Consider the following 25,584-nt stretch of genomic DNA (forward strand, 5'->3'; position numbering starts at 1 on the left):
ATATAGAATATGCCCCCTCCTACTTGCTTCTATTATAACTTTTTATTTTTTATTAGTATCAATCAATTTTTGAACGCGGTCTTTAGATTTTTTGATCATGGTGTCTATATCCTGCTTGCCGAAAATTAACAGCTCAAATTCCTCATTGATCGCTTTATTAATTTCGGCTTGATACGTAACCGGAGGAATCGTCTTTCCTGACTTGTAACCAGTCATAACGTTCGTGATCGAAGCTTTATCCACCTTTTCCGGATTTTTCGTTTTACTCAGAATGACTTCGACAATTTTACCCAGCTCCTCCGGCTTTACTTTGCTCCATGATGGAACTTGTTTGCCTTGAACGATTTGACCTTCTGTCGTATACCAACGAATGAACTTATAAGCTTCTTCCTTATGCTTCGAGCTGGCAGCTATAGCCATGTAATCTGTAATATATGGCGCGTAGCCGTTTGGATCGCCAGGTGCATTTTTGGGATATGGCGCAACTGCAACGTTAAAATTCAGCGGGAATTGGTCTGTGCCGCCAAGCTCACTTGTAAACCAGCTGCCCATCAGAACCATACTTGTCGTTTGGTTAAAGAAAGCAGGACGATAATGCAGCTTTTGCGAAATTCTTTCATCGTATGGGGTTAAGGATTTGTCCTCCTTCTCCATTTTGAGATACAGCTCAATCGTCTTTTTAAATAACGGGCTATCGAGATTTGACGTGCCATCTGCTTTGAGGAACTCCATATTATCTGACTGATTGCCTAGCTCAAGCTTCATAAACTCCATGAATCCGCCGTCGGTCGGTCCGTGAAAGAATGCACCGTAACGCTTGGTTGGGCCCTCGCCCTTCGTCAATTTCTTGGCATAGTCCCTAAACTCATCCCAGGTCCAATCCGTAGGTACCTTCAGTCCAGCTTGATCCAAATGGTCTTTATTTAGGACCACATACCAAGGAGTCAGCTTCGTCGGCAGCGCATAATATTTGCCGTTAAGCAGCGTGTCAACCTTATATTCTTCGCTGACCTTAAAGCCTTCCTTGGCAATAAAATCATCCATCGGTGCGGCGATCCCCAGTGCAACCCGCTTAGCAAAGCTAGCCGGGTCCGTCAGCATCAATACATCCATCGTTTCCCCGGATGAAGCGGCCAAATCGAGCTTTTTATTAGCCTCAGCCGTATCTCCCTTATCGCTAAGTTGAACCAAATCAATCTTAATATCGGGAAATTTTTTCTCAAAAGCGGGAATGGTGTCCTTCCAGTTGTAGTTCGAGTCCATACCGTGCGTCAAAAATCGAATCGTAACCGGTTCCTTTGCTTTCCCGCCCGACGGTGTGCCGCTCCCCTCATTGGATTGCGTTTTACTTTCCGTTGAACAACCGGCAAGCAAGCTGAGTACCATAGTTCCTGCAAGCACAACCTTGAACTTATTGTTTTTCAAGTGAACCCCTCCATCATTTGTGATAACGCTTCCACTTCTCGCTCATTGTAACAATATGTTTGGTTCCTTCTCTAAAAGAGAATTGACTTTTTTTTCTAATATTTTGACTTTATAACGCCAACCAGTTCTATTTTAATCTGACTATCCTTTAACGCCTCCCATTGAGATGCCTTCAATCACACTTTTTTGTCCAATCAAGAATACGATCAACAGCGGGAAAATAGCTGAAACAGCGGCTGCCATGATGAGTGAATAAAATTCGCCATTAATGCTCGAAAATTTCTGCATAGCCAATTGGATCGTATACAACTTATCTGTTCTTAAGAAAATTAACGGATTCTGATAATCATTCCATGTCCAAATGAATCGCAGGATTGCATATGTGGCTATAGCCGGACGCACCAGAGGAAGCGCGATGCTATAATAAATTCTGAAATGCCCCGCACCTTCCATTTTAGCTGATTCAATGTATTCGTTGTGGATGCCCATGAAAAACTGTCTCAGCATAAACGTGCCGAGTACACTAAAGCTATTAAGAACAATCAATCCCATATGGGTATCAAAAAAACCGACGGAACGATATAAAATGAACTGTGGAATGAGAATCGCCTGTCCAGGAACCATATAGGTGGCCAGTACGATCAGGAAAAGCCACTTGCCAGCAGGAAATTGAATTTTGGAGAAGCCATAGGCTGCCAAGCTTGAAACCGTGCAGGAGATCAGCGTTGTAAGTACACTAATTTTAATAGAATTCCAATAGTACGTATAGAAGGGATATTTGCCAAACCATACCTCCGTGTAATTTTGCCAAGCATTCCAGTGGACAGGAATCCATTGAATCGGGAAATTAAATACATCGGCTTCAATCTTGAAGGATGCCGAAATCATCCAGAAAAAGGGCATTAGAAAAAGTAAGCTGAACACAAACATGATGATTGTAAGCGATAATTTACGTAAATTGAATGATAGTTGCACGCTGCTTCCTCCTTTCTAGTAATTGACCCATTTCTTTTGACCGATCCATTGCAATATCGTAATAAGTAAAACACAAAAGAATAACACCGATGCCATCGAGGATGCATAACCAATTTTCAAATTAACAAAAGCCATTTCATACATGTCCCAAACCATCATCGAAGTGGCTCTCATCGGCCCGCCCCTTGTCAGGATGGCAATCAAATCGAATACCTTAAAGGTTGCAATGATACCGGAGACAAGTAAAAAGAATGTAGTAGGCGACAAGAGTGGCAATGTAATTCTTTGAAATTTCACCCAACCGTTGGCACCATCAATGTCGGCCGCTTCATACAGATCCTTGGGAATGTTTTGTAGTCCGGCAATATAAATGATCATGTTGAAGCCGATAGAAATCCATATGGATACCATCATCAGTGAAGGCAGCGCGTAGGACGGGTCTGCTATCCACTTAGGCGGATTGTCAAAGCCGATAGAGGTCAGGAATTGATTCACAGGTCCTGTGGACGGATTAAATAGCACCATCCACACGGTCGCAACAGCTACCACACTGGAAATATAGGGCATGAAAAAAGCGACCTTAAAAAAACTTTTCAAATAAATATGCTTTTCGATAAGAATCGCGAGCACCAAAGAAATTCCCATGTAAATGGGGACCGTCAGTAAAAACATGCCGTTATTTTTCATCGACTTCAAAAACGTTGTATCGCTCATAAGCGTTTTGAAGTTGCTCAGGCCAACCCATTTGAATCCTTGAAGCCCCATAATAAAGTTCCAATCGGAGAAAGATATCAGGAACGTCGCTATAATAGGGATCAGCGTTAAAAAAGTAACGCCTATAATCATCGGACTCACGAACAATAAACCTGCCAGGGATTCTTTTCGCTGCAGCGATCCTGCCCGTTGCTTAGGAATCGGTCTATCCATGGTAACTACAGAGGAATTTCGGTTCATTGCATTCACCTCTCTAATAAAATCTTATTATTGCTGTGCGGACCAATCGCGAATCTTTTTGTCAGATGGAAGAAAGAAGCCCATAGCGCCCAATAACGGCATAAACGAGCAGGCTGTAATGACCAGTGTCAAGCTGGTGGCATCAATCAACCCTCCCAATGCTACGGCGCCAATCGCGCCCATACCGAAGGATAGTCCTGTAATCAAGCCCGAAACAGTTCCCACCTTGCCAGGCACCAGTTCCTGGACATAAACCACCGTGACAGAAAAGCTGCTGTGATTGAGAACACCAAGTATAAATAGCAGCGGATAGGTCCACAGCTCATTGGCATGTGGAAGCAGCATGGCAAACGGAGCTGAGCCGAGCAGAGAAAGCAAGATCACACTTCTCCGGCCAATTCGGTCTGACAACGGGCCCCCCACAAATGTTCCGAAAATGCCTGCACCCAAATAAATGAAAATATACAACTGTGCCGTGGGTACGGATATTTGAAAATGCTCAATCATGTAGAACACGAAATAGGTTGAGATGCTTGATCCAAACCAAGACCTGGCAAAAGCAATGAAAATGATCAGAATGATCGCATAGCGAATCGTTTTTTTGTGCTTTTCGTCTAACTGTCTGGCGTTCGTGCTGCTTTTTTTTACTGGGATGAGCGATAAATGCGCTCTATACCAGCGCGCAACCCATAGCTGAATAGCAATGCCTGCAGCAGCTAACAGCGTGAACCAAATCGCCCCGAATTGTCCGTATGGAAAAAAGATCAGTGCCGTCATGAGCGGCGCAAGCGCATTACCCGTGTTGCCTCCAACCTGGAAAATCGATTGTGCCAAGCCTCTGCGCGGCCCGGCAGCCAAATAAGAAATCCGCGATCCTTCCGGATGAAACATCGCCGAAGCCAAGCCTACACAAGCGACAGCTGCGAGCACCATCGCATACCCCGGGGCAAAAGCCAGCCCCAGCATACCGAGAACCGCTATTATCATGCCCAGTGGCAGTAAATTGGGCGTAGGTCGCGCGTCCGCATACATCCCGACAAAAGGCTGTATAACCGAGGATGAAAAATACAAGATGAACGTAATCATACCTATTTGCGTAAACGACAAATGCAACGAATCTCTCAAGATCGGGTAAGATGCAGGAATGACCGCTTGCAGCGCATCATTGATCAAATGGGCCAAGCTTATTGCAAATATTACAGGGTAAATAGTCGGTTTTGCCTTCTCTTCACTTAATTCACTCATGGCTGTCTGTTAACTCCTTCTGATTGGTTCATGCTTTACTGTACCTCCCTTGCCTTTTTCATATTGTTCATTATAGGGGAATGAGCTTTTATAACATTGCCACTATTTTGATTTTCTTTTGTAGAATTATGACTTTCTTCTCGATTTGTTGAAGGATTGATTCACGTACTATACAACTTGACGACAAAAAAAAGACAAGTGCAATATACACTTGTCCAGCTTGTCGGGAAACCCAGATTATTATTAAATGAGCCGTCGGCATGTAACTTTACAGAGCCTTGGATTCAAATGGCTATACGATTGATTTCCTGTTGTCTGAAATTTTATCGTGCATGGTTTCCAAGGTTCAATGTTGATATAATCTGTAGACAATAACCGCTGTTTCCGCTCTTGTTGCATGATTTTTTGGAGCAATCAGGCTTCCGCTGCCTTCTATTATGCCTTCCTTAATTAGCGTTGCTATGCTTTCACGGGCATATTCCGCTACATCGCTGGCGTCGTTGAAGCGTTTAATCTCACTTGTATTCCCTGCGGCGAATACTTTTTTGGTGAATTCAAACGCTCTGGCCGTGAGGACAAACATATCTTGCCTTGTGATCTCAGCTTGCGGATTGAACTTGTTTGCTCCGACTCCGCCCGTTATGCCTAATTTCTTGGCTATTCCTACCGAATGATAAAAATAATCCGTTTCTGCAATATCGTCGAAATTGGAGTCGATTTTGGCCGACAGCCCCAAGCCTCTGACAAGCAGTACGATAAAGTCCGCTCTGCTTATTTTCTTTGAAGGAGCAAAGGCTTCATCCGTCATTCCGCTGATAACTCCTTTTGAAGCCAGCACGTCAATCGCATTTTTCGCCCATGCATACTCGCTTATATCGTCAAAAGTTTTATACACGACAGCGACAGCATATTTGCTAAAATGGGTTGTCTTGAAGGTCACTTTTCCTGAAAAGGCGTCATAGTTGCCGGTCGGTACGGCTTCCACCTTTCCAGTTTCATTAATGTAAACGATCACGATGTGCTCAGTCTGATTAAGCTCGTCAGCTGTCGGTTTATAGTTAATGGATACTTTTACAGGCGAATCGGGATTGTTCCAGTGGATCGTCTTATCGTCCGCTGTTATTTTCAGCTCAATGACCGGCCGATAACCAATGATTTCTCTCGCGTGCGCATCCATACCGGAAGTATCGGCAAGACCGATGCTGAAAATAATGTTTTGATTCCCTTCAAGACCCGTATTATTTAGCATGTCTCCTGGCAGTTGGACGCTGCAGAATGGAGTGAGCAGCACGATCTCGTGCTCCATTCCGCTGGCTATGAGAGCTTGAGCCGGAAGCTCGAAAGCGTACTCTTTAGCCGTTTCCGTTCCAAGCAGCTCAATAACGACTCTTTTCACGCCGTCGCTGTCTTGTTTAGCTTGCTTGAAAGCGGCGTTCAGGTTTTCTGCGGTAACAGATGTTTTCGCAATCGCCTGATTCGGCTCTTCTGTCTGCGGGGTGGTCGGTCTCGGAGCAGCAGTGCCGGTATTTCCGGTTCCGCTTCCAGGTCGATTTCCTGTGCCATTTTCTGTGCCATTTTCTGTGCCATTCCCGTCTCCAGGCTGGTTTGCCGTCACGATTTGCACGGGCAGCTCTGAATTCCCCGCATAGGTTTGCCCCGAATTTCCGTTATCCAATATATCGACCGACTTCAGTTTGATGGCGGTCGCGCCGGATAATTTCGCTTTAAATGTAATTGCACAAAGGTCCATATCCCCGCTTTCTGCCGAGGCATTCCCGATTTTGGTAAACCCGAAAAGAACTTCTGTGCCGCGATCCTTATAAACCGTTGTTCCTGTGGACGTTAACGATTTTTTTACTTCGATGAATTCAAAGTAGTTTGTATCGTATTCAAATAACGCTTGAAAAGCGTACAGGTCCTTAATGCCTTGTCCCCGCAAAGTGACCGTGTAAGTATTGCCCGCATTGACGAACGATGCACCGGACGAAAGGGAGAAAGCAGGTCCGCCGTTTGCTGCGGATGCGGCCGGTAGATGAAAGCCGGCGCCAAATGCAAACAAAAGATACAGGATTCCTAATAAAATTTTTGTTTTCATCGTCTTTTCCCCTCGTGATCATAGCTAACAAGAGAAGGGCAGGCTAGCCTGCCCTTCTGCCGATTATGGCTGAGATGAAATTTTTTGTGCAATGTCTCGAAGGTCCCAAATATCAACTTTGCCATCAGGAGTTCCATTCGATCCTGTTATGTCTGCGATGGTGGCTTCGTTCCAATTCGTATCACCGGCTTTTGCGCCAAAGTAACCAGCCGCAATCGCCAAGTCGCCGACATTGATGACGCCGTCTCCGTTAAGATCCCCCGGTATGGTCAATTTGGAAACTTGAACCGATAAGGAAGTAGTTGCAGCTTGCACGACAGCACCCGTCGGGAAAGTTCCCAATGCCGCGTTATCGATGCCGATTTGCCCGGTTTTGGCAGAGGCTACGTCCTTCGCCTTGAATACAAGGTCAAACAGCGGAACATCGGTTTTAGGCACTGGCGCTGTATTTGCCAAAAATACTCTTATTTTTCCCGGATCGGTCTTTATATCTGCGATTGAAAAATTTGTATTCGACTGAACGACATCCTTAAATTCAAACAAGCTGCTGTCGTAGCTTACTGTAATATCTTCGGCGCGTACGCTGTCCGAAGCATTCATCAGTCCCACTCGCACGGTCAGTTGGCTTCCCGAAACGATATTATTCGGTCCTGACAGCGTCATGGACGGACTATCTTGGTCAATCAGGCTGCCCGATGTCAAATCGCTTTTAAGCAGGCGGTAATCCGCTGCAACCTGACGATAATAATCCTCGCTCAAGTTTACCAAGGTCGTTTGGAAATTGTTCCAAACGCTGCTATTTTCATAGATTTGCGACATTACGTTTTGCTCAAAATCGGCAGAGGTCGCGGCGCGAGCGTGTGCATAGGCAAACACCTTGGCCATATACTTCAAGTAATCGACCAATTCGGTCGCGTTGGAAAATTTTCCGGCGGACGAATCGGCGACATCTCCTTTGAAAGGCGATATTTTATGTACGATGAAGGAACGGTTGGAGCTTTCAAGGTAACCGAGATGTTCATCCGTATCCATAGACATTTTTTCGTAAGCTGTTTTGGCGCGCATTCCCTCTTGGCCTTCATATGCTCCATACGGTTCTGACGGTGTCGTATAGCTGTTCGAGAACATTCCGGGCTTTCTTTCTTCCTTGACGTCCAAAATAATATCGTCGTTATTGCCGGATGTGGAGCCTTCGAGCAACACATTGTAACGCATGGCGCCCAGGCTGCCGAGCCCTTGATTGATGCGAACCGCGATGTCTTTAATGTCATAATAGCGGGGGTTCTCGGTCAGCTTTGCATTTTTAATGGCAGGCGACAAGCTGTTCAAATACGTTTGCCAGTTCACCGTAATTTCGGCTTTTTCCGAATCGGTTGCAGCTCTGTATTTGTCCGATTTGCCATCGATGTTAAAGACGCGGTTGGAGCCGACGATTTTTGTCGATTTGTTTAAAAGATCAAGCTGCGTATTTTGGGACAATTTCGTCATAATTGTTTTCGTAAAACCGTCTTGCAAATTGCTTAAATTCAATTTTGAAGCTGCGCTGTTCTTATTGTTATTGCCTATCACAGACTTCAACGCTTCCATATACTGGGCTAAAAACGTTTTGGTCATTTGGCGCATCTCTGTATCGGAAATCGCCGAATTGCCCGTATTAAGACCATGATCGTCGCGAGTCAAATAGATGCTGGACGTAATACGCAGCAAGTCGAAATAAAACGGTGCGATATACGATTCGTCGAAATCGTTCAGATCAAAAATGATATTTCCGAACTTGTCATCGTAATACCCGACGTTTTGAATATGCGCATCTCCGCTGATCCACGTCTTGAAGCTGGAATAGCTGCTCCAAGTCTGCGGTATAGGGATGACTGAGCCCAGATCGTAGAAATTGAGCTCAGGATTGCCACGGTAAAAGCTGGACGCCGAGCTGCTCATCTGATTGTATTTAAACTTTTTGATCTCGCTATCATTAAAAAAGGAATTGTCTTCTTTAATTCTCTGAATCAAAGCAGCCTTGCGGGCGGCGCTTGTGTCAACCGGCGTATTATAACGCGGCAGTATGATGCCTGCTAATGAGTCGGAGCCAAGCTGAGCGCCTGCGGTAACTGCGGATACGTGGAGCATGAGCGAGAGAGACGCCGGTTCAATGACAGGTGCGGCAGTATTGCCGGCCACAGTGAACACAACATAGTTGTTCACCGCATCACCAGTTGCTTGCACCGTGATTCCGTTTGGCAGGCCGGTTAGCGAAAAATCGATGTCGGCTAGAGCACCGTTCTTAATCGCTCCCGCCGTTAAATGAACGGTGAACGACCCGCTCGGCGTATTAGGCGCGGTCATATTCAACGAATTGGCGATCACGGTTCCTTTGACCCTCGGAGCGCTGTTGATGAGCGTAATGCCGGATATCGCCATCGAATCATCATAAGCGCCTGCGGCGATTGCCGATTTTTTGATCGTAACGCTGAGTGTCACGTCTGAAGATACGTCGGCAGCGGCTGTTCCACCAAGCGTGAAAACAATTTGCTTTTTCGCCGGATCGCCGATTGCCGATTGTACGACGAGACCGTTCGGCAGTCCGCTAACGGAATAATCGCTTGCAGCCAATGCTCCTGCTTTGACTTTGCCGGTTGTCATAAGCACGGTAAAGCTGTTGTTGGAGCCGCTTATTGTCCGCAGTGTATCCATAGTAACTTTGTTATTGATGCTGTCAATCTTCACTGAAAGCGGAGTGAGATAGGCGGCGTTGTGCGGGCTGAAAAACCCGAGTGTCGCAGCCTCAAAATCACTTTCATTGTCTTTTTTGTTCCAGCCGTGGCCGTATAGCTCTCCAGGACTGCCTGTTAATGCGCTAAGTCCGGCTGTCTGGTTTGCAGCCAGCGGGTTTACCGCTTTGCGGAGGATCGCCCTCTGCGCCGAAGGCGCAGGAGTTGCCCCTGATCCGTTATAGCTTTTTGCGGCGCCGTAACCGACAAAGTCGACGACGTTAGCATCTGCGGACGGTTTTACAGGATTCAGAACAGTCAGCGGAGTCGAATTTTTGACCAAGGCTACTTTGCCGTCTTTATTGTCCAAGTCGATGGTTCCTATGGCGTCGGGGGTTGGCAATTCCGGACCGATGAGCGTTGCTTTCCCAGCTTCTTGAACCAGAAAAAAACCACGAGCGGGAATCGTGCCCGTCAATGCTGTCGCTTTCCACTGATTGCTGTCCGAAGTGGCGTTGCTGACAGCATACTGTATCGACCAACCGGTTATATTTACATTTATATCTGTAGGATTATACAGCTCGACAAAATCATACTTGTACATCGCGTTATCGTTCTGGCTTCCTCCGCCGAATAGCTTGCTGATCACAATTTGATTGGCTTCGTCCAGATCTTCCGGCGATGGTTCAACATAAGGTGAATTGTTGGCTGCAAGCGTAATTCCACTAACCTCACCGGAATCAGCGTAAGCGCCTGCCGTGATGGCTGTTTTTTTAATGACGACGCTTAAACCAACGTCCGTAGTCACGTCAGCAGAAGCCGTTCCACCAATGGTAAATGTAATTTTATAAACGGCGTCTGTAACCGCACTGGTGACGGCAATTCCGGCAGGAAGTCCGTTCACCGTATAATCTCCTGCTCCCAGAGCACCTGCTTTGACTGTGCCGGTCGTCATTTGAATGGAAAATGTGTTGCCGGAGCTGTTGACGGTGCGAACCGAACTCATGCTCACTTTATTGGCAACGCTGTCCGCTCTTGCCACAACCGGGGTGCGATAGGATGAATTTCTTGGTGCGATCTCTCCGGAGGTGCCCGCTTGATCAAAATCCTTACCATTGTCGCGGCTGTTCCAGCCATGTCCGTACAGGTCTGCGACCGTTCCTGTCAATGCAGTGAGTCCTGCGGTTTGGCTTGGATTCAGCGGGTCCACTGCTTTTCGAACGATCCCTTTTTGCGCCGAGTTTGCCGGGGCCGCCGATGTACCGTAGTAGCTTTTTGCCGCTCCATAGCCGACAAAATCTACAACATTTGCAGCTAAGCTTGGTGTCGTCGGATTCGCCATGGTGAGCGCCGCCGCATTTTTAAGAAGCGCCACTTTCCCGTCTTTATTGTTTAAATCAATCGTTCCAGTAGCGTCGGGAGTTGGCAGGTCAGGCCCAAACGGTGCAGCTTGTCCCGCCTCCTGAATCAAAAAATACCCGCGTGCGGGAATCGTGCCGGTCAATGGGGTAACTTTCCATGTAGTGCTGTCTGAGGTAGTATTGCTGTCCGCATACTGTACGGACCACCCGGTTACATCCACATTGCTGTCTGTGGGGTTGTACAATTCAATAAAATCATTTTTATAAAGCGCACTGCTATTTTGGCTTCCACCGCCAAAAATTTTGCTGATGACAATTTTATCGGCATCGGCGGCATGGACTACGCCCCCTTCGAGCCAAGGGATCGCCATTAACGGATTGATGCCGACCGCGATGGTCAGCAGCATGGCGATCATTCTGATCCATTTCATTTTTCGCGCAAATAAGTACATTCTGTTCCCCCCTATTTATTCCCAATACTAATCTTAGTTTCCGATTATTAAGGGAATATTATGGCTAAGTAAAGATTTTATGGATATGCGGCGGCTCTTGAGGTTCAGGCAGCTTTTGAATGCAATCCATTTATTAATAAATCCAAGCAAGCATATAATGATAACCAAAATCAATAATTCTGTCATGGAAATTGGGTGTATTTTTCTAATATGCTTTGTCTCCAAAACACAACGATAGAACCGTTCATCATCCACGGCTTCCCTAAACCTTCTCGCTCTATCTAACCCCCAAACAACTTTCATCAGAACAATGACCTAATCTTTACGTCTGGTTACTGAGAAGATGTGTAAGCTGTAATCCACCCCCGAGTGTCCTAGGGCATCCAACTCCCGCTCCCTTGTGAAGACAAAAAAAAGACCCTTTCAATGAAGAGAGGGCAATCCCACATTAACTTCTCATTCGTTATTTCCGTTCCAAACTAATAGTGAACAGCACTCCACATGTGTAGAGTAAACAGAGTCAACACATACCCTTAACATATTTTGGGTCTCCTAACCCGAGTTGCTGTCAATAACAGCACGTCTTTACTTGTACGTGATGATCCCGGCTTTTACTAAGTTTCATAGATGGAAGGGCCGTTTTCACTGAAGAAGACGTATTCCTCCGTCGATTTAGCTTTCACGTAAAAAGCTACGTCGCCCTTCCCTTCGAACTTCACTTCATACTTCCCTTTTTTGCAACAGGGAAATTGGGCGCCCTGAGTGGAAATTTTTTAACATCAAAAAAAGAGAGCTTCTAAAGCTCTCTATAGGCTGGCTGCATCATCCCTTGAGTGGGCCGATCCTCTTGGTACTCATAATATTGCGACTGAACCGGCGCATGTATTTGTGCTTCCACTGGCATTGGCGGCTGCTGATATGGCTCATCCACATACATGATTCTGCGCTGAATTTGCATGAGTCCATTCACGACGCGAAGCGCGATCCAGAAAAGCACAAGACCAACGCCTACGTACAACATATATTGCTGATTATAGGTCCAATCTATATGAAAATAACTAAACAAGTTATTTTCTAAAATATCAAGCTGCATTTCATTCATCAAAATGATATGCACGACTGGAAGAGCAATAAATCCTATTCCAAGTGAAATCACCGTTACCATAATAACAAAGAATACAATGCCTGTTACAAATTTTAGTAATACGAGCAGCAGATTTCGAATGAATAGCCCACCGTCAAAACCTCTCGCCATTCGCATCAACCAGTTCTGCCCAGCTTCAGACTGTTGTTTGTAGGTATACGAAACAGGAGGGGTCGGTAAACCTAAAATTTGTCTAATCATGTTTTGTTCAAAATTCACAATCCCATTCAACAGCTTAGCTACTCCAAAAAACAGTGGTATTCCGATAAATATAGGAGTTAAACCGATTGATAGTGTAAGTCCCGTTATCGCTACTGTAAAATAGATAATCCCTAACGGGAGAGATAGCAATAGATAGAGGATCGTTGCATAGGTCTTTGGATTAAAAAGCACCCAATTTACTTTACCTGTCGGCGTTTTTGCAGTCGCTTCTATCGCCTTCATATTCAAACACTTCCTTTGGCTTCATATGTCATGCTCTAAGTTATAAATCCATTATATCCGGCTTATTTGCCTGACATAACCGTCTTAGGGAGGGTCTGAACCTAGGCTTTAGACTAGGACTGCTCCTGTTCAGATGAACTTATTGAAGTAAAGTGCATTTAGAGAAAGGATCTGAATGTCAAATTGAGGATACCTTCCTTCAAATATCGGAGGACATTGAACTATCGTATTCATTCGTATTATGAGTTCAACCAGTTTTTTGTTAGTGCCAAGTGACTACTGACGTTTTACAATGAAGCGGCTTTAGAAGGTGGGAGAACTTGCCAAGCTCACGGGACTCACGATACGAACATTGAGATTTTACGATCAGATCGGCCTGTTCTCTCCGTCGTTGCCATTTCGTCAAGGTTGTTTTCGAAACACCGTATTGTTTAACCGCAGCCTTAACGCCAATATGACCACTTTCAATCTCTTGGATGATGGTGAATTTCTGTGACGCGGTAAATTATTCTTTCCATATGAAAAAGCTCCCCTCACAGTATTAGGCTTTTATTATTTCACCTGTCTACTGTATGGGGAGCATATCAGTCATCTAAGCTGACTTTTGGGACAGCCCTCTTAGATTATGATTAGTTTATGAATCCTACTGTTTGCATCAGACGCTTCAGCAGGACAGCCGCTTCGGCACGGTTAGCGGTTGCGGAAGGCTCAAACGCATTTGCGCTCTTGCCGTTCAACAGCCCTGCCATTACCCCTTTGGCTACCGCATCCTTCGCCCATGTGCTGATCGAGTTCGCATCCTTGAACGCATTCAACTGATTGACGTCACCGCTCGTTTTCTTACCGACAAAGGCCATGGCCCGGTTGATCATCACGGCCATTTCCTCGCGGGTGATGGAGGCGTTCGGGTTAAACTTGCCGCTCTCGTCTCCTTCGATCAAGCCCGCTTTTGCAGCAACTCCGACGATGCCCATGTACCAATCGTTTGCCGATACATCCTTGAAGTTGTTTGTTTTGTCTTCGCCGAGTCCCAAGCCTCTCACCAGCATCGCTGCAAATTCTGCACGGGAAATGGAGCTTTGCGGATCAAACGTGGTTTCCGTACGGCCTTTGACCAGCAGCTTCGATGCCAGCAATTCGACGTCGTCTTTAGCCCAGTGGCCCTTCATGTCCGCAAACGATTTGTTGAACTGTACAACCGAGTAGATCGAGTTGCCCGGACGGCTGATCGTCACTTCCGTTTTGCCGTCGACTACCTGGAAGGTTGCCGGTACGAAGGTCATTTCGCCTGTAGCCGGGTCGATCATCACCGCTGTCGCTTGCTTGTTGTCCACCGTACTGCTCAGCTCCAGCGTACGGGAGACATAGGTGTTGCCAAAATCGTTGACGGAGACACTCTTTCCGTTGGCTTCAACCGTTACTGTGAAATCGACGGCTGGGGTCAGTAGCTGTGCTCCCACTTGCTTCGTTGCGCTCGCAATCTGATCTGCCAGGCTGCCGCTGACCTGTTCAATCACAATGTTCACTTTCACATCTTTCACGTCCGCCCCTATCGATTTGGCCAGCGAATCGATATCCAGCAGGCTCACCGGAAGGGCATAGGTCGCATTATCGAATTTCACTACCAATACCGTATTCGAGGATTGCTTGGAAGCATTCAGCAAGAACGAGGCTGGAAGATTGACTTGTGCCACCGTTCCATCACTCTTGACTTCAACCACCACTGCTTTATTGTTGTTTGACATACTGTTGTTGATCGCTTGATCCAGCGTAGCGCTGTCCAGCGTAACCACGGCTGCGGTCTTGCCGTCCATAGTCTTCTGCATCGTCGCCGTCGTGTTGATGGAGACGGAGCCGTCTTTATTCGATGTTACAGTGCTGCTGCTCGGAGATCCTGTTGACGAGCCGCCGCCGCTGCTCGTACTGCTGCTCGTACTGCTGCTCGAGCTGCTTCTTGGCGTTGCACTTGCCACAATCGAGACCGCGCTTTCGCCTGCCGTATTAGCAGCCGTTACGACGTAGTAGTAGGTCGTTCCGTTGCTTACACTGGTATCCGAGTAAGTTGCTGCGGTTATGGTCGCGATGCTGTCATAGCCGTTTTCGCTCGTCGTGCTGCGTTTGATGTTATAGCTGGTCGCGTCGTTGACCGCTGTCCATGCCAGTACTACCAGAGCGTTGCCCGCCGCTGCCGTCAGGCCCGTTGGAGCCACTGGCGCTTGCATTGGTGCTGTTGGTGTTGCGCTTGCTTCCGCAGATGCTGGGCTCGAGCCACTAGCATTGGTTGCTTCTACCACATAGTAGTAGGTCGTTCCGTTCGTCAAGCCGCTATCTGGGTAAGACGCCGTTGCACTGGTGCCGACTTGTGTATAGCCGCTTCCGCTCGTCGTGCTGCGTTTGATGTTATAGCTGGTCGCGTCGTTGACCGCTGTCCACGCCAATGCTACCTGAGCGTTGCCCGCCGTTGCCGTCAGGCCCGTTGGAGCCGCTGGCGCTTGCACTGGTGCTGGTGCTGTTGGTGTTGCGCTTGCTTCCGCAGATGCTGGGCTCGTGCCGCTAGCATTGGTTGCTTCTACCACATAGTAGTAGGTAGTTCCGTTCGTCAAGCCGCTATCCGTGTAAGACGCGGTTGCACTGGTGCCTACTTGCGTATAGCCGCTTCCGCTCGTCGTGCTGCGTTTGATGTTATAGCTGGTCGCGTCGTTGACCGCTGTCCATGCCAGTACTAACAGAGCGTTGCCCGCCGTTGCCGTCAGGCCCGTTGGAGCCGCTGGCGCTTGCACTGGTGCTGTTAGTGTTGCGCTTGCTTCCGCAGATGCTGGGCTCGTGCCGCTAGCATTGGTTGCTTCTACCACATAGTAGTAGGTCGTTCCGTTCTTCAAACCTCTATCCGTGTAAGACGCCGTTGCACTGGTGCCTACTTGCGTATAGCCGCTTCCGCTCGTCGTGCTGCGTTTGATGTTATAGCTGATCGCGCCGTTGACTGCTGTCCACGCTAGCGCTACCTGAGCGTTGCCCGCCGTTGCCGTCAGGCCTGTCGGTGAGGTAGGTGCCGGAACAACCGGAGTTTCTCCAACAGCAATAAGCGAAATATTATCCAAATACTGGTCAATCGTGTTGGAGCCTGGCGTCGATGTTTCGATTGAACCGATGTTCGTCACTGTCGTTGCCGTGTAGAATGGCAATGGCATATTTTTTTGCTTCGTTCCGTTGATGTACACATCCGCGGTTTGTGCTGATACGTCCGCTACGATTTTGAAATGATACCAGGTATTGATTGCATATGCTGCCATAACATTATCTGTCGCCGAAGTCTGCCCTACCGGTACTGTCTTGTAAGAGAATACCGTAGCCGATCCATCTTTGGCGGTTTGAATTTCAACGGCTACCGCTCCGGTCGAGCTTAACAGACGGATGACTTTGGTCGCGCTTGCTGCTGCTGTCAGCATGTAATCGAACTCGGTCGTTACCACCCCGTTTTGAGGTGCAAATGCCTTGCTCACTTTAACCAACTGCGTGCTTGTACTCTTATCCGTATCGTGTAGGTACAGGCTTTTGGTGCTTCCCGGCAGAGCTGTCGATGGAGAAGCAATGGATGCATCGAGTGCAGTGCCTGAAGAAGGAGCTGGAACGGTTACCGTGTAGCCCAAATCCGTCAACGTTGCCGTACTTTCAAAATTATCATTAATCAACATGATACTGCTGCCCGATCCGCCGGATCCACCGTTGTTCGCTGCTGTTGGCGTTGCGCTTGCTTGCGAGGATGCTGCGCTCGTGCCACTCGCATTGTTCGCTTCTACCACATAGTAGTAAGTCGTGCCGTTCGTCACGCTAGTATCTGTGTACGAAGCCGTTGCACTTGTGCCTACTTGCTTATACCCGCTTCCGTTTGTCGTGCTGCGCTTGATATTGTAGGCTGACGCGCCGCTCACTGCCGTCCACGTCAGTGCTACCTGCGCGTTACCTGCCGTTGCCGTCAGGCCCGTTGGTGCACTAGGTGCCGGTATCGTTTGTTGTGTTGAGTTGCCTCCTACAGCTATAAGTTGAGTTGTGTAACTAAGAGTTTTATTCTTCAGTGCTGTATTAACAACAGACGATGCGTCATCGACTGAATTATCGAATTGCCAAGTAAAGTCTCCTTGATTGAGGCGTCCAGCTTTTCTCGTAACAATTTGTGGAATATTGTTTACGTCATCAATGTTAGCTGGATTTACTGCCGTTTCGATCAAGGTATCGAAGTTATTATAAGCTGTTCCACCTACTAATGTTTTGTATGAACTTGGAACCGTTTCATTTCGTGTCGCTGCTAAATATGCATCAAATGATGTTGGATTAGCCGGAGCTGTTCCTGCATCAGAGTTTGCATAAATAAGGCTATTAGGATTATTAATAATATTATTGTAGGCTTTAATCATGCCTCCAGATTCCTTGGAGAATGTGCCATTAGCAACACCATCTTTAATATCCGTGCCTTGTAAAGAAATCATCATTGGATCATGAGCGTTTCTCCAATAATTTGATTCTACAAAGATTGAACTTCCCGTTGTAGCGCCAACACCATATTTTGCGACTCCATCATAATAGTTATTATATACGTGAATAGTTCCCACTCTTACACGTGGATGACGAGAGTCTGAATGGTCAAACCAGTTATGGTGGTAGGATACAAAAAATTCAGATGGTTCACTCAAACCGATCAGAGAGGATTTTCCGGAATCCCAGTAGTGATTGTACGAGATGGTGATATATGTCGAGCTGCCTTTAACATCAGTTGAACCGTCACCTTTTACTTGGTCAGCATCACTTCCTGCATCTCCATAGAAAAGGTCATTATTATGCACCCAAACATTCACATTACTTGTATCCATTGAGAAACCATCGTCAGGGAATCTCATCATGCCTATGTTTCTCAATTCTACATTACCGGCGTTTCTTACCAGGAAGCCCCATCCATACGCATAGGTATCTTCTCCGATACCTTCAAGCGTCATATTCATTTCGCTATAAGCTGCATTCCCTTTTACTTCAAGATATCCAGTGGAGTTAAGTTGTAAATTCATATCAGCTTTTGTAACTTGTCCAATAAATCTGATATCAAGCGGTGTTTTATCATAGCCTTTTTGCCTTAGCTTTAAAATTTCACCTATACCAGTGCCTGTTGTTGTAGCACCTTTGCTAGTGGTTATGACATCAAGAGTCACTGTTCTTGCAGTCGCAGATGTTACATAAATAACTTGAGCGCCGCTCCTAAGTGAACCATCGTCATTATAAGCACCTGAGCCGGTTTTAAATGGTGACTTGGAGGAAAAAGCAAATCCAGATCGGTCATTCTGCGCTACTGATAATATATTAGAAACAGCATGATTACTTGAACCGCCTGGAAATAGTGCTTCAACTTTCATTACATAATCTCTAGCAGGAAGCCCTACAGCGTCTGCTCTCCAATATGTAGGGTATTGGCGGATTAATTGAGTATCCATTTGTACATATTGAGAATCCGATGCGCTTGCTGGTTTAACGTATACATTATAGCCTTGGGAATTACTTACAGGCGCCCATTCCACATAGGCAGTTTCAAACCCGCCCCCGCTCTTGGATATTACTGGGCTACCAACAACCAACTGTACAGGAACAGCGGAGACTACAGCTGAGTTTCCACTCTCGCCCTGGGAGTTGACAGCCGTAACAACGTAGTAATAAGTCGTACCATTCGTCAAGCCGGTATCCGTATAGTTAGTCACTGTCTCGCCTGCAGCCACAGTCGTAAATTTCTGGCCGTCCGTACTCCGCTTCACAATGTAGCTGTTCGCTCCGTTTACAGCGCTCCACGATATGTTAACCTTAGTGTCGGCCCCAGTAGCCTTAACACCTATAGGCGCCTGTGGCGGCGGCGATGTCACCGGTGTTGCCTGCACTTCTGCTGAGTCTGGGCTCGGACCTACGCCATTCACAGCAGAAACCGTAAAGTAATACGTTGTATTGTTCGTTAAGCCTGTTAACGTGTACGAGTTGGATGAAATGCCCGTCACAGAGTTGTAAGGACCTCCGCTGGCCGTTGCATATTTAACCGTGTAGCTTTGTGCTCCGGCTGCAGCATTCCAATTCAATGTAACCTGGGTGTCTCCCGCATTGACGGTCAAGCCGGTTGGAGCGATAGGCCTCGGCAATACTGGGGTATCCGAAACCATATTCGATGTAGAGGCGCTTTCAAGCCCTGTAGAGTTTTTCGCCGTCACAACATAGAAATATTGAGTTCCATTTACGGCTGTCGTATCGGTATAAGTTGTACTGCTGCTTGGGATCGTAGCCAAGTCCGTGTATACGCCGCTTTGCGTACCACGTCTAATCGTATAGTTGGCCGCCCCGCTCGCTGCAGTCCAGGACAAATCGACCTTCGCATTGCTGCCCGGATTCACAACCGTTAAACCGGTCGGCGCATTTGGCGGCGGCGCTGGGTCCCCACCGAAAAGCACCGTTCCGTCAGGTCTTTTGATCACCATATTGTCAAACTTTACATTGGCTTCCGTAACCGCAAGACCAATATTCAACGTGGCGTTGTTGTTATCGTTGTCAATTACGTACGTAGAGTCGGTAACTGTAGCATAAGCAGTCCCAAAGGAGCTGCCGTCTTTCGAATAATAAGTATTATATTTATTTCCGACTTTCTCCAAACGCAAGTAAAAAGGAGCCGTAGCCGTAATTGCCGGAGACGCGTTTACAGTCTTTGTAGATGGAATACGCTGGTATGCCACAACATTGGTGTTGTTAAACACCGCGAAAAAACCATTGCCAGCCTTCATCGTACCGTTCTTCAGCATCAGCATGGCTTGAGGTGTAGTCGTCGTGGGTTGCGTTCCAAAAGGAGCAAAGGACGCCACTCTGGCCGTAGCGACAAAATCCCCGCTGATCGTTGTATTTACAAAATAAGCGGAATCACCAGTGGATTGAAGCTTGCCTTCCGAACCGGCGATTGTAAATGTTTGGGTCGTGCTATCATAGTTTGCGCTGGTCGATTTCACCATTGCGTTTCCGCTCGAAATGCCATCATTCATCGCCACATCGGTCCAGCCCGAAGGCAAATTTGTTGCGGCTGCCAATGCCGAGGGTACGTAAACCTGCGGCAGAAAACTCAGCACTAAAGTAATCGTAAGAATGATGGCAAAGATCTTGTTTAACTTGCGATGCTTCATTTTCCACTTTCCTTTCATTTTTCAAATCCTTGAGCATGTTCATCTTTTGAATCTCTGTTGGCTGGTTCACTTATATCCACATGTCGAGATTCGTGTAAATACATCCGACCTCCTTATGTTTTGAGTTAGAATCCTGTCTCGCTCTATATCTTATCCGGGCTGCCTAATGACATAAATAATCATTTGCTCGGCTTCATTATAGATACCAACATTTGAAGCGCTTTTAACACGATCTGAGCTAATGATTATACTGTACTGATCTAATGAGTACACTTTACTTAACATATAATAGCCCCTTCGGATGAAAGGGCTACTCATTATAAGGAGGAATATATACTTATTGATTAAATTGCATCAGGATTCAACATAGATGCAGTTGATAGAATTTAAGAAAACAAAACTTCATTGTATTTTATGGAACTTCGCAGGAGGGTGTGCTGGTGCCGCCTAACAAAGCTTATACAACCGATATGGAACAGGCGCTAAGCTCGGTCGCCAAGCTGCTCGATTTATGACATAGAGACCGTCATCATGTATCATGGTGGTGTTTGCACAGAACGGATTCAGGAGCGACTTGCTGCCATTGCAGAGGGTTAGCAATAATACATGGGCAGTGGCAAAAGCAATAAAATCGGCGGGTTTTCCGTCGGTCTTTTTGTATGTCCGTCGCTGCCTTGAAAGAGATGGCCGTTATTTTGCCCAAGACTCACAGGGAAGTTACATCACAAACATCCCATTCTGCTCGCTTGAGCAGGACAGGATGTTGGTATTGTATGTGGTGGTAACCAGTACCGCTCAGTTTCTCGTTTTCTGGACGATCTCCGTGGCAGGTGGTTCTCTTAGAATTCGGGTGATAGTTAAAGCTTTACGACGCAGCTGCAGTACAGCTTGATTTAAGCGGATAAGCCATGTGAACTGCTCCAATCTGCTAATTAGCCATAGAGGGATGAGCAGACCTGCCAGCGAAGCCAACACGGCAATCGGCAGTGTCCATAGACTGACTGGGTGGGCGAAGTATGGAATTAACGAAACCGCTAATATGGGAGCTGCATTCCATTTGAACAATTGGATCAACGATATCGTAACAATTGCAGTTGCAAAAAATGAGACGGCCCCGGTATTGATGGTATAAAAGAAGCTTCCGAGCGATACTGCAACGATGGCTCCTATAATGATCCGTAACACATCTTTAAGCTGGCCTATCCGATGTATGAACAAGAAGCTGAATGCGGCGAGCGTTGGATAAAATACCATCTTCAATGAAGGGAAATGGATTGACGCCCAATAAGCGGCCATAAGGTAGCAGCAAATGATAAGCGAACGCAAAAACATGAATTACAAACTTCCTTTCTGATGAAACGGATTAAACCGATCTCTTGACTTGGCATTTTTATTTTACAAATGGCTGCTAGTGATGTCAATCATTTAATGTGTAATATACAACGTAATCCCTCTATAGCTGCTTACATTATATCATCGGATCTAGTCAGAAAATTTGGTTATGATTCTTCTTTTTTTGTAATTTGTCTAATCATAGTTTTTCCAGTTTTATAGAAGTATTTCAGAATTCCTTTCATACTCTTGCCATGGCTACACTTAGGGACTTTCTTTTCCACAGGATGTCGAATCTTTATCTGTGTCAGATGTAAAGACAAATTGAAAAGAGCATATGCAGCGAGCTGGTGGTTCTACGCGCATACAGAAAGCTGCACAGCTCATTTCTCAAGCTAAGCGAAGTGTAGGCGATACGACTTGCTGGCGCTTCATCGATAACTGTTATTAGTAAATCCGTGGATTCACGATTTATTTTTCCGTTATCAACAGCAATGAATTGTTCAAATCCATCAATAATAAGTTCAACACTATACTGTTTTAAACCATGAAATAACTTGTCTGTCATTGAAAATAGAGATAGATTATTACGATGTATTATGCCTATCTCCCTTAATATACTAATAGCTACTTACTTTGGCGTTGCTTGAAAGGGTACTTTTAAGTACAGTATTGGAAGATTTAAAAGTCCCTTATTGTTTTCTACATATTTCTTTTTGTACCTTGTTAGTAAATGCCCTATTTTGTACAGATGCCCAGCCCTCTTTTTCAGTGTCTTGGGTAGTTATTCAAAGAAATCCCGAGAAAACCGGAGATTACCGTGAGATGGTATTTGAAATATAGTTTAAATGATGAGCTAGCGGGATCTAAAAATATCCCATACAACGATCATGAGATGGGTCCATGAATTTGGCCCCGAAATAGATAAACGAATCTGCAGCTATTTGAAACCCTCAAAAAATTCGTGCGCACGGACGAAACCTACATCAAAGTCAAAGGTCAATGGAAGTATTTATATCGGGCCGTGGATTCTATGGAGAAAACGATTGATTTCATGTTATCTGAAAATCTTAATATGCCAGCAGCAAAACGTTTCTTTACAAAGGCTTTATCCTCTCCATATAATCAATTACCTCGTGTGATTACTTTGGATAAAAACCCGGCATATTCACCAGCTATACATGATTTTATTAAAGTCGACATTAATTGCTCTCTGGTAACGATTCAAGTTCTAGCCTCTTTCGAGCAACAATTTCATCCATAAAGCAGTGTAGTGTGCTCGATATATATGAATCTTTTCGCCAAATAAAAATAGTCGTGATTTCATGATATGGTTCAGGTATGCTATGACAAAACACGGTGCCATTGGCAACCAGATCGGAAATGGATGATTCCGGAATAATTGTGATTCCTATTCCTGCAGCTACGCTGCCTCTAATTGTCCCAAACGTTCCAAATTCCATGATCTGTTTCGGGATAATCCCCTCCACCTTCATCCACCTTTCCAGTCTTTCCCGATATCCGCAACCTTTATTGTATAGCAATAGAGGCCTTTTTGTTATTTCCTCGATAGAAAAGGTTTCTCCTTTGGTTACAAGTACTAGCTTTTCTTGAATAACCTCAACCTGTTCTATTAATGGATGCCTAATGGGCCCTGTAACAAAAGCTCCATCCAGCTTCATATCAATTACTTGTTGTAACAAATGATCGGTAACCCCGGTTTTTAAAGATAATTCAACATTGGGGTACTTGCTATAGTAAGAGGATAAGATATCTGGTAGAGCAATCACCGTCTCCACGATACCGATTTCTAGGACACCGGAGGGGTTCGACTTATCTTCAAATATGTGTATCATTTCCTCCATTCTCGACAATATCGCCCTCGAATGTTCTAACAACCGCTTTCCTTCCGGGTTTAAGATCATCCCTCGCTTATGCCGATAGAACAATGGCGTCCGAAGTTCTTTCTCCAGCAGCTTTATTCTTGCTGTAACATTGGATTGAACGTAGTTTAGCTCCAATGCGGCTTTACTGACACTTCCATGCGTAGCAACAGTCTGAAAAATTTTCAAATCATTAAACTCCAATTCAACCTCGCCTCTGCTCATAATTAGATATATAACTTCTGTCAAATATCATTATAAATGATTATAAACTTTATTATCAATCATTTTACTATAACCTTTCTCCCTCCTATAATGGGTAATGTACAAAGAAGTTGGCAGGTTCTTGCTAGGGAGAGACTATACATGCTAAAAAAACAAATCGTCATAGGTTCCATTCTGTGCCTCATTGCAAGTATGTCGTGGGGGGCTATGTTTCCTGTTGCACACATAGCATTGCAGATAATTGACCCATTCTATTTTTCATTTATCCGTTATTTCGCCGTTGCCGTCATTCTCAGTATGTTGCTTTGGATGAAGGAGGGAAGAGCGTCATTTCGCCTGGAAGGAAGGGGTAAGACATTATTGTTTCTGGGAACAATGGCATTTACAGTCTATAACATGAGCGTCTTCCTCGGACAGCAACTCATGGGGGCGTCGGGTACAATCGTCGCCTCCATAATGGAAGTCCTCATGCCGATAATCTCCATTATAGTCTTGTGGATCACGACAAAAAAAGCGCCGAATACATATACACTCACGAGTGTAGGTATCGCGCTCGCCGGTGCTTTACTCGTTATCACCAACGGGAAATTGGCATTTTTCATGATGGCTGGACAACATCTTATTCCTTTACTTCTGGTTTTTACGGGAGTTATAGGATGGGTGGTGTACTCGATGGGGGGGAACCATTTTAGAGATTGGTCGATCTTGCGCTATTCTACGATAACCTGCTTGCTTGGAAGCGCAGTGTCCTTCATCATCGTTACACTGGCCTCCGTCTTTCATTTGCTTCCCGTTCCTACCATGCACACAATACTCTCGATTAAATATGAAATGTCCTTCATGATCTTATTGCCAGGGCTGGCAGCCTTGCTCTGCTGGAATTCAGGCATTAAATTGCTATCACCGATTAACGGCATATTATTTATTAATTGTGTTCCAATTACCACATTCGTTATTATGGCCTTTCAAGGCTATCAAATCAGCAACTATGAATTTTACGGGACGCTGCTCATTATCTTTGCCCTAATACGGAACAATGCGCACCAGAGGAAAACACTACGCTTGAATGACAACAGCGCTTATTCTGCTGGCCGTGTGCCTAAATAAGAGATATGTAGCTGCCCAATAGAAATAGAACAGTTCCTACATCTCTTCTAGTCCAATTGGTAATAACTGCAAACAACTTATCCAACAGCTTTCGCGGCTACGAGAAGTGCATCTTGATATCGAATTTTGGATGATGAGATTCCGCGTGAGATGTCCTTCCTCAAATGGCCTAAACTACTAGGTTTTAATCTCTCTGATACCCTAGCCAAATAGTCTTTAAGTAAGATTAGAGATATTTTCTCTAGCTCAAGGTCACCAAGTTCAAGAACTAACATCTTTAATTGTAGAGCGTATGCTTTCATTGTGTGAACTAAATCCCAGAATACGTTTATCAGCCTTATTTAGCACCCTCAGATCCATTAAATTCATAATAAAAACCCTCCCAAGTTTCGTTAACTCTAGTTTTGCTAAAAATAGGAGGGTTTCATCTTTTATTCAATATTAAGCTTATAGTTTACCGTAGTTTTTCAAAAATAGGGATCATCCGACTGCGAAGCAAGTCGGTGATTCTTATTGAAGTAACGTACCCGTTAGCTCGTTTCCAGCTATCATCGTTACGTACTCTTCATTACCCCATCAGCCAAAACCGGTTGCTATTCAGTCGTAAACTTCCGGTTAAAGATTCACCCCTACACCCTCTGCCTGTACACCTACTGGAACGGTAGTTAAGATGGTATTGGTATTTCCTTCAATGCGGTTCCGTCGCTGGCTAGCATCTAGGACCCATAACATCATACCAAGGAGCCTTTTTGTTTCTCAACTCTCGTATTTCTTCATTATAGGTATGCTGCCCGTTAGCGGAACACCTTGTACGGCTATTTCTCCAACTCATAGCGGGCCGCGATAATGCCCGACTTGAGCGTTCGGCTGGACAGCAGCTTGAGCCTGATTTTCTCGCCGCCGCCGTCGAATACCGATTTTCCGCCGCCCAGGACGACCGGACAAATTGTAAGCAGGAATTCGTCGATCAGGCCGAGCTTAAGCAGCGTCTTTGCCGCTCCCGGGCTGCCGAAGATAACGAGATTTTTGCCGGGCTGCTCCTTGAGT

Annotated in this window: 12 protein-coding genes and 3 pseudogenes; 3 read left to right on the forward strand and 12 right to left on the reverse strand. The window is 45.7% G+C overall.

What is annotated here, in order from left to right; genetic code table 11:
* Nucleotides 1-42 precede the first annotated feature (42 nt).
* The 7 genes from BM210_RS31495 to BM210_RS31525 all read right to left on the reverse strand — a co-directional run bounded on the left by BM210_RS31495 (nucleotide 43) and on the right by BM210_RS31525 (nucleotide 12,803).
* Nucleotides 43-1,425 (reverse strand): ABC transporter substrate-binding protein, encoded by a 1,383-nt coding sequence (locus BM210_RS31495; RefSeq protein ID WP_371263573.1) that lies wholly within the window; start codon nucleotides 1,423-1,425, stop codon nucleotides 43-45.
* A gap of 141 nt (nucleotides 1,426-1,566) precedes the next feature.
* Nucleotides 1,567-2,355 carry a carbohydrate ABC transporter permease gene (locus BM210_RS31500; RefSeq protein WP_177238115.1) on the reverse strand — a complete coding sequence of 263 codons (789 nt, stop codon included), beginning with the start codon at nucleotides 2,353-2,355 and terminating at the stop codon, nucleotides 1,567-1,569.
* Nucleotides 2,356-2,415: 60 nt separating this feature from the next.
* Nucleotides 2,416-3,354 carry a carbohydrate ABC transporter permease gene (locus tag BM210_RS31505; protein ID WP_091176659.1) on the reverse strand — a complete coding sequence of 313 codons (939 nt, stop codon included), beginning with the start codon at nucleotides 3,352-3,354 and terminating at the stop codon, nucleotides 2,416-2,418.
* A gap of 27 nt (nucleotides 3,355-3,381) precedes the next feature.
* Nucleotides 3,382-4,599, reverse strand: coding sequence for an MFS transporter (locus BM210_RS31510; protein ID WP_091176660.1), 1,218 nt, complete (start codon nucleotides 4,597-4,599; stop codon nucleotides 3,382-3,384).
* Nucleotides 4,600-4,945: 346 nt separating this feature from the next.
* On the reverse strand, nucleotides 4,946-6,694 hold the full coding sequence (locus tag BM210_RS31515) for an S-layer homology domain-containing protein (RefSeq protein ID WP_091176661.1): 1,749 nt from the start codon (nucleotides 6,692-6,694) through the stop codon (nucleotides 4,946-4,948).
* A gap of 63 nt (nucleotides 6,695-6,757) precedes the next feature.
* Complete coding sequence (locus tag BM210_RS31520; protein WP_091176662.1) at nucleotides 6,758-11,215, reverse strand: DUF2252 family protein; 4,458 nt, start codon at nucleotides 11,213-11,215, stop codon at nucleotides 6,758-6,760.
* A gap of 796 nt (nucleotides 11,216-12,011) precedes the next feature.
* Nucleotides 12,012-12,803 (reverse strand): sensor domain-containing protein, encoded by a 792-nt coding sequence (locus BM210_RS31525; RefSeq protein WP_091176663.1) that lies wholly within the window; start codon nucleotides 12,801-12,803, stop codon nucleotides 12,012-12,014.
* 310 nt (nucleotides 12,804-13,113) lie between these two features.
* Here BM210_RS31525 and BM210_RS34470 point away from each other — a divergent pair.
* Nucleotides 13,114-13,194: pseudogene (locus BM210_RS34470) on the forward strand (MerR family DNA-binding transcriptional regulator); the annotation flags it as partial.
* Nucleotides 13,195-13,233: 39 nt separating this feature from the next.
* On the opposite strand, the pseudogene BM210_RS36385 reads toward BM210_RS34470, so the two are convergent.
* The 3 genes and pseudogenes from BM210_RS36385 to BM210_RS31540 form a co-directional block, all read right to left on the reverse strand.
* A pseudogene (locus BM210_RS36385) lies at nucleotides 13,234-13,284 on the reverse strand (hypothetical protein); the annotation flags it as partial.
* Between the two features lie 148 nt (nucleotides 13,285-13,432).
* Nucleotides 13,433-19,990: a fibronectin type III domain-containing protein gene (locus BM210_RS36390; protein WP_218184998.1), complete on the reverse strand. Its 6,558-nt coding sequence runs from the start codon at nucleotides 19,988-19,990 to the stop codon at nucleotides 13,433-13,435.
* A 795-nt stretch (nucleotides 19,991-20,785) separates the two neighbouring features.
* Nucleotides 20,786-21,322 (reverse strand): hypothetical protein, encoded by a 537-nt coding sequence (locus BM210_RS31540; RefSeq protein ID WP_091176666.1) that lies wholly within the window; start codon nucleotides 21,320-21,322, stop codon nucleotides 20,786-20,788.
* 796 nt (nucleotides 21,323-22,118) lie between these two features.
* Here BM210_RS31540 and BM210_RS35970 point away from each other — a divergent pair.
* A pseudogene (locus tag BM210_RS35970) lies at nucleotides 22,119-22,517 on the forward strand (IS6 family transposase); the annotation flags it as partial.
* 7 nt (nucleotides 22,518-22,524) lie between these two features.
* On the opposite strand, the gene BM210_RS31550 reads toward BM210_RS35970, so the two are convergent.
* A complete protein-coding gene (locus tag BM210_RS31550) occupies nucleotides 22,525-23,409 on the reverse strand; it encodes a LysR family transcriptional regulator (protein ID WP_091176671.1) in 885 nt (294 codons plus the stop codon).
* Between the two features lie 162 nt (nucleotides 23,410-23,571).
* Between BM210_RS31550 and BM210_RS31555 the strand changes: the two genes are divergently transcribed.
* Complete coding sequence (locus BM210_RS31555) at nucleotides 23,572-24,537, forward strand: DMT family transporter (protein WP_091176668.1); 966 nt, start codon at nucleotides 23,572-23,574, stop codon at nucleotides 24,535-24,537.
* 815 nt (nucleotides 24,538-25,352) lie between these two features.
* Here BM210_RS31555 and BM210_RS31565 read toward each other — a convergent pair.
* Nucleotides 25,353-25,584, reverse strand: a 232-nt coding sequence (locus BM210_RS31565) for a dihydrofolate reductase family protein (protein WP_177238114.1), incomplete at its 5' end; no start/stop codon positions are given.

Origin of the sequence: Paenibacillus sp. 1_12 (assembly GCF_900114475.1) — a bacterium.
GTDB lineage: Bacteria > Bacillota > Bacilli > Paenibacillales > NBRC-103111 > Paenibacillus_S.

Excerpts from the sequence above, each read along its gene's own strand:
- BM210_RS31520 (WP_091176662.1), bottom strand. The coding sequence starts at position 11,215 with ATGTACTTATTTGCGCGAAAAATGAAATGGATCAGAATGATCGCCATG.
- BM210_RS31500 (WP_177238115.1), bottom strand. The coding sequence starts at position 2,355 with ATGTTTGTGTTCAGCTTACTTTTTCTAATGCCCTTTTTCTGGATGATT.
- BM210_RS31540 (WP_091176666.1), bottom strand. The coding sequence starts at position 21,322 with ATGTTTTTGCGTTCGCTTATCATTTGCTGCTACCTTATGGCCGCTTAT.
- BM210_RS31515 (WP_091176661.1), bottom strand. The coding sequence starts at position 6,694 with ATGAAAACAAAAATTTTATTAGGAATCCTGTATCTTTTGTTTGCATTT.
- BM210_RS31505 (WP_091176659.1), bottom strand. The coding sequence starts at position 3,354 with ATGAACCGAAATTCCTCTGTAGTTACCATGGATAGACCGATTCCTAAG.
- BM210_RS31525 (WP_091176663.1), bottom strand. The coding sequence starts at position 12,803 with ATGAAGGCGATAGAAGCGACTGCAAAAACGCCGACAGGTAAAGTAAAT.
- BM210_RS31555 (WP_091176668.1), top strand. The coding sequence starts at position 23,572 with ATGCTAAAAAAACAAATCGTCATAGGTTCCATTCTGTGCCTCATTGCA.
- BM210_RS31510 (WP_091176660.1), bottom strand. The coding sequence starts at position 4,599 with ATGAGTGAATTAAGTGAAGAGAAGGCAAAACCGACTATTTACCCTGTA.
- BM210_RS36390 (WP_218184998.1), bottom strand. The coding sequence starts at position 19,990 with ATGAAGCATCGCAAGTTAAACAAGATCTTTGCCATCATTCTTACGATT.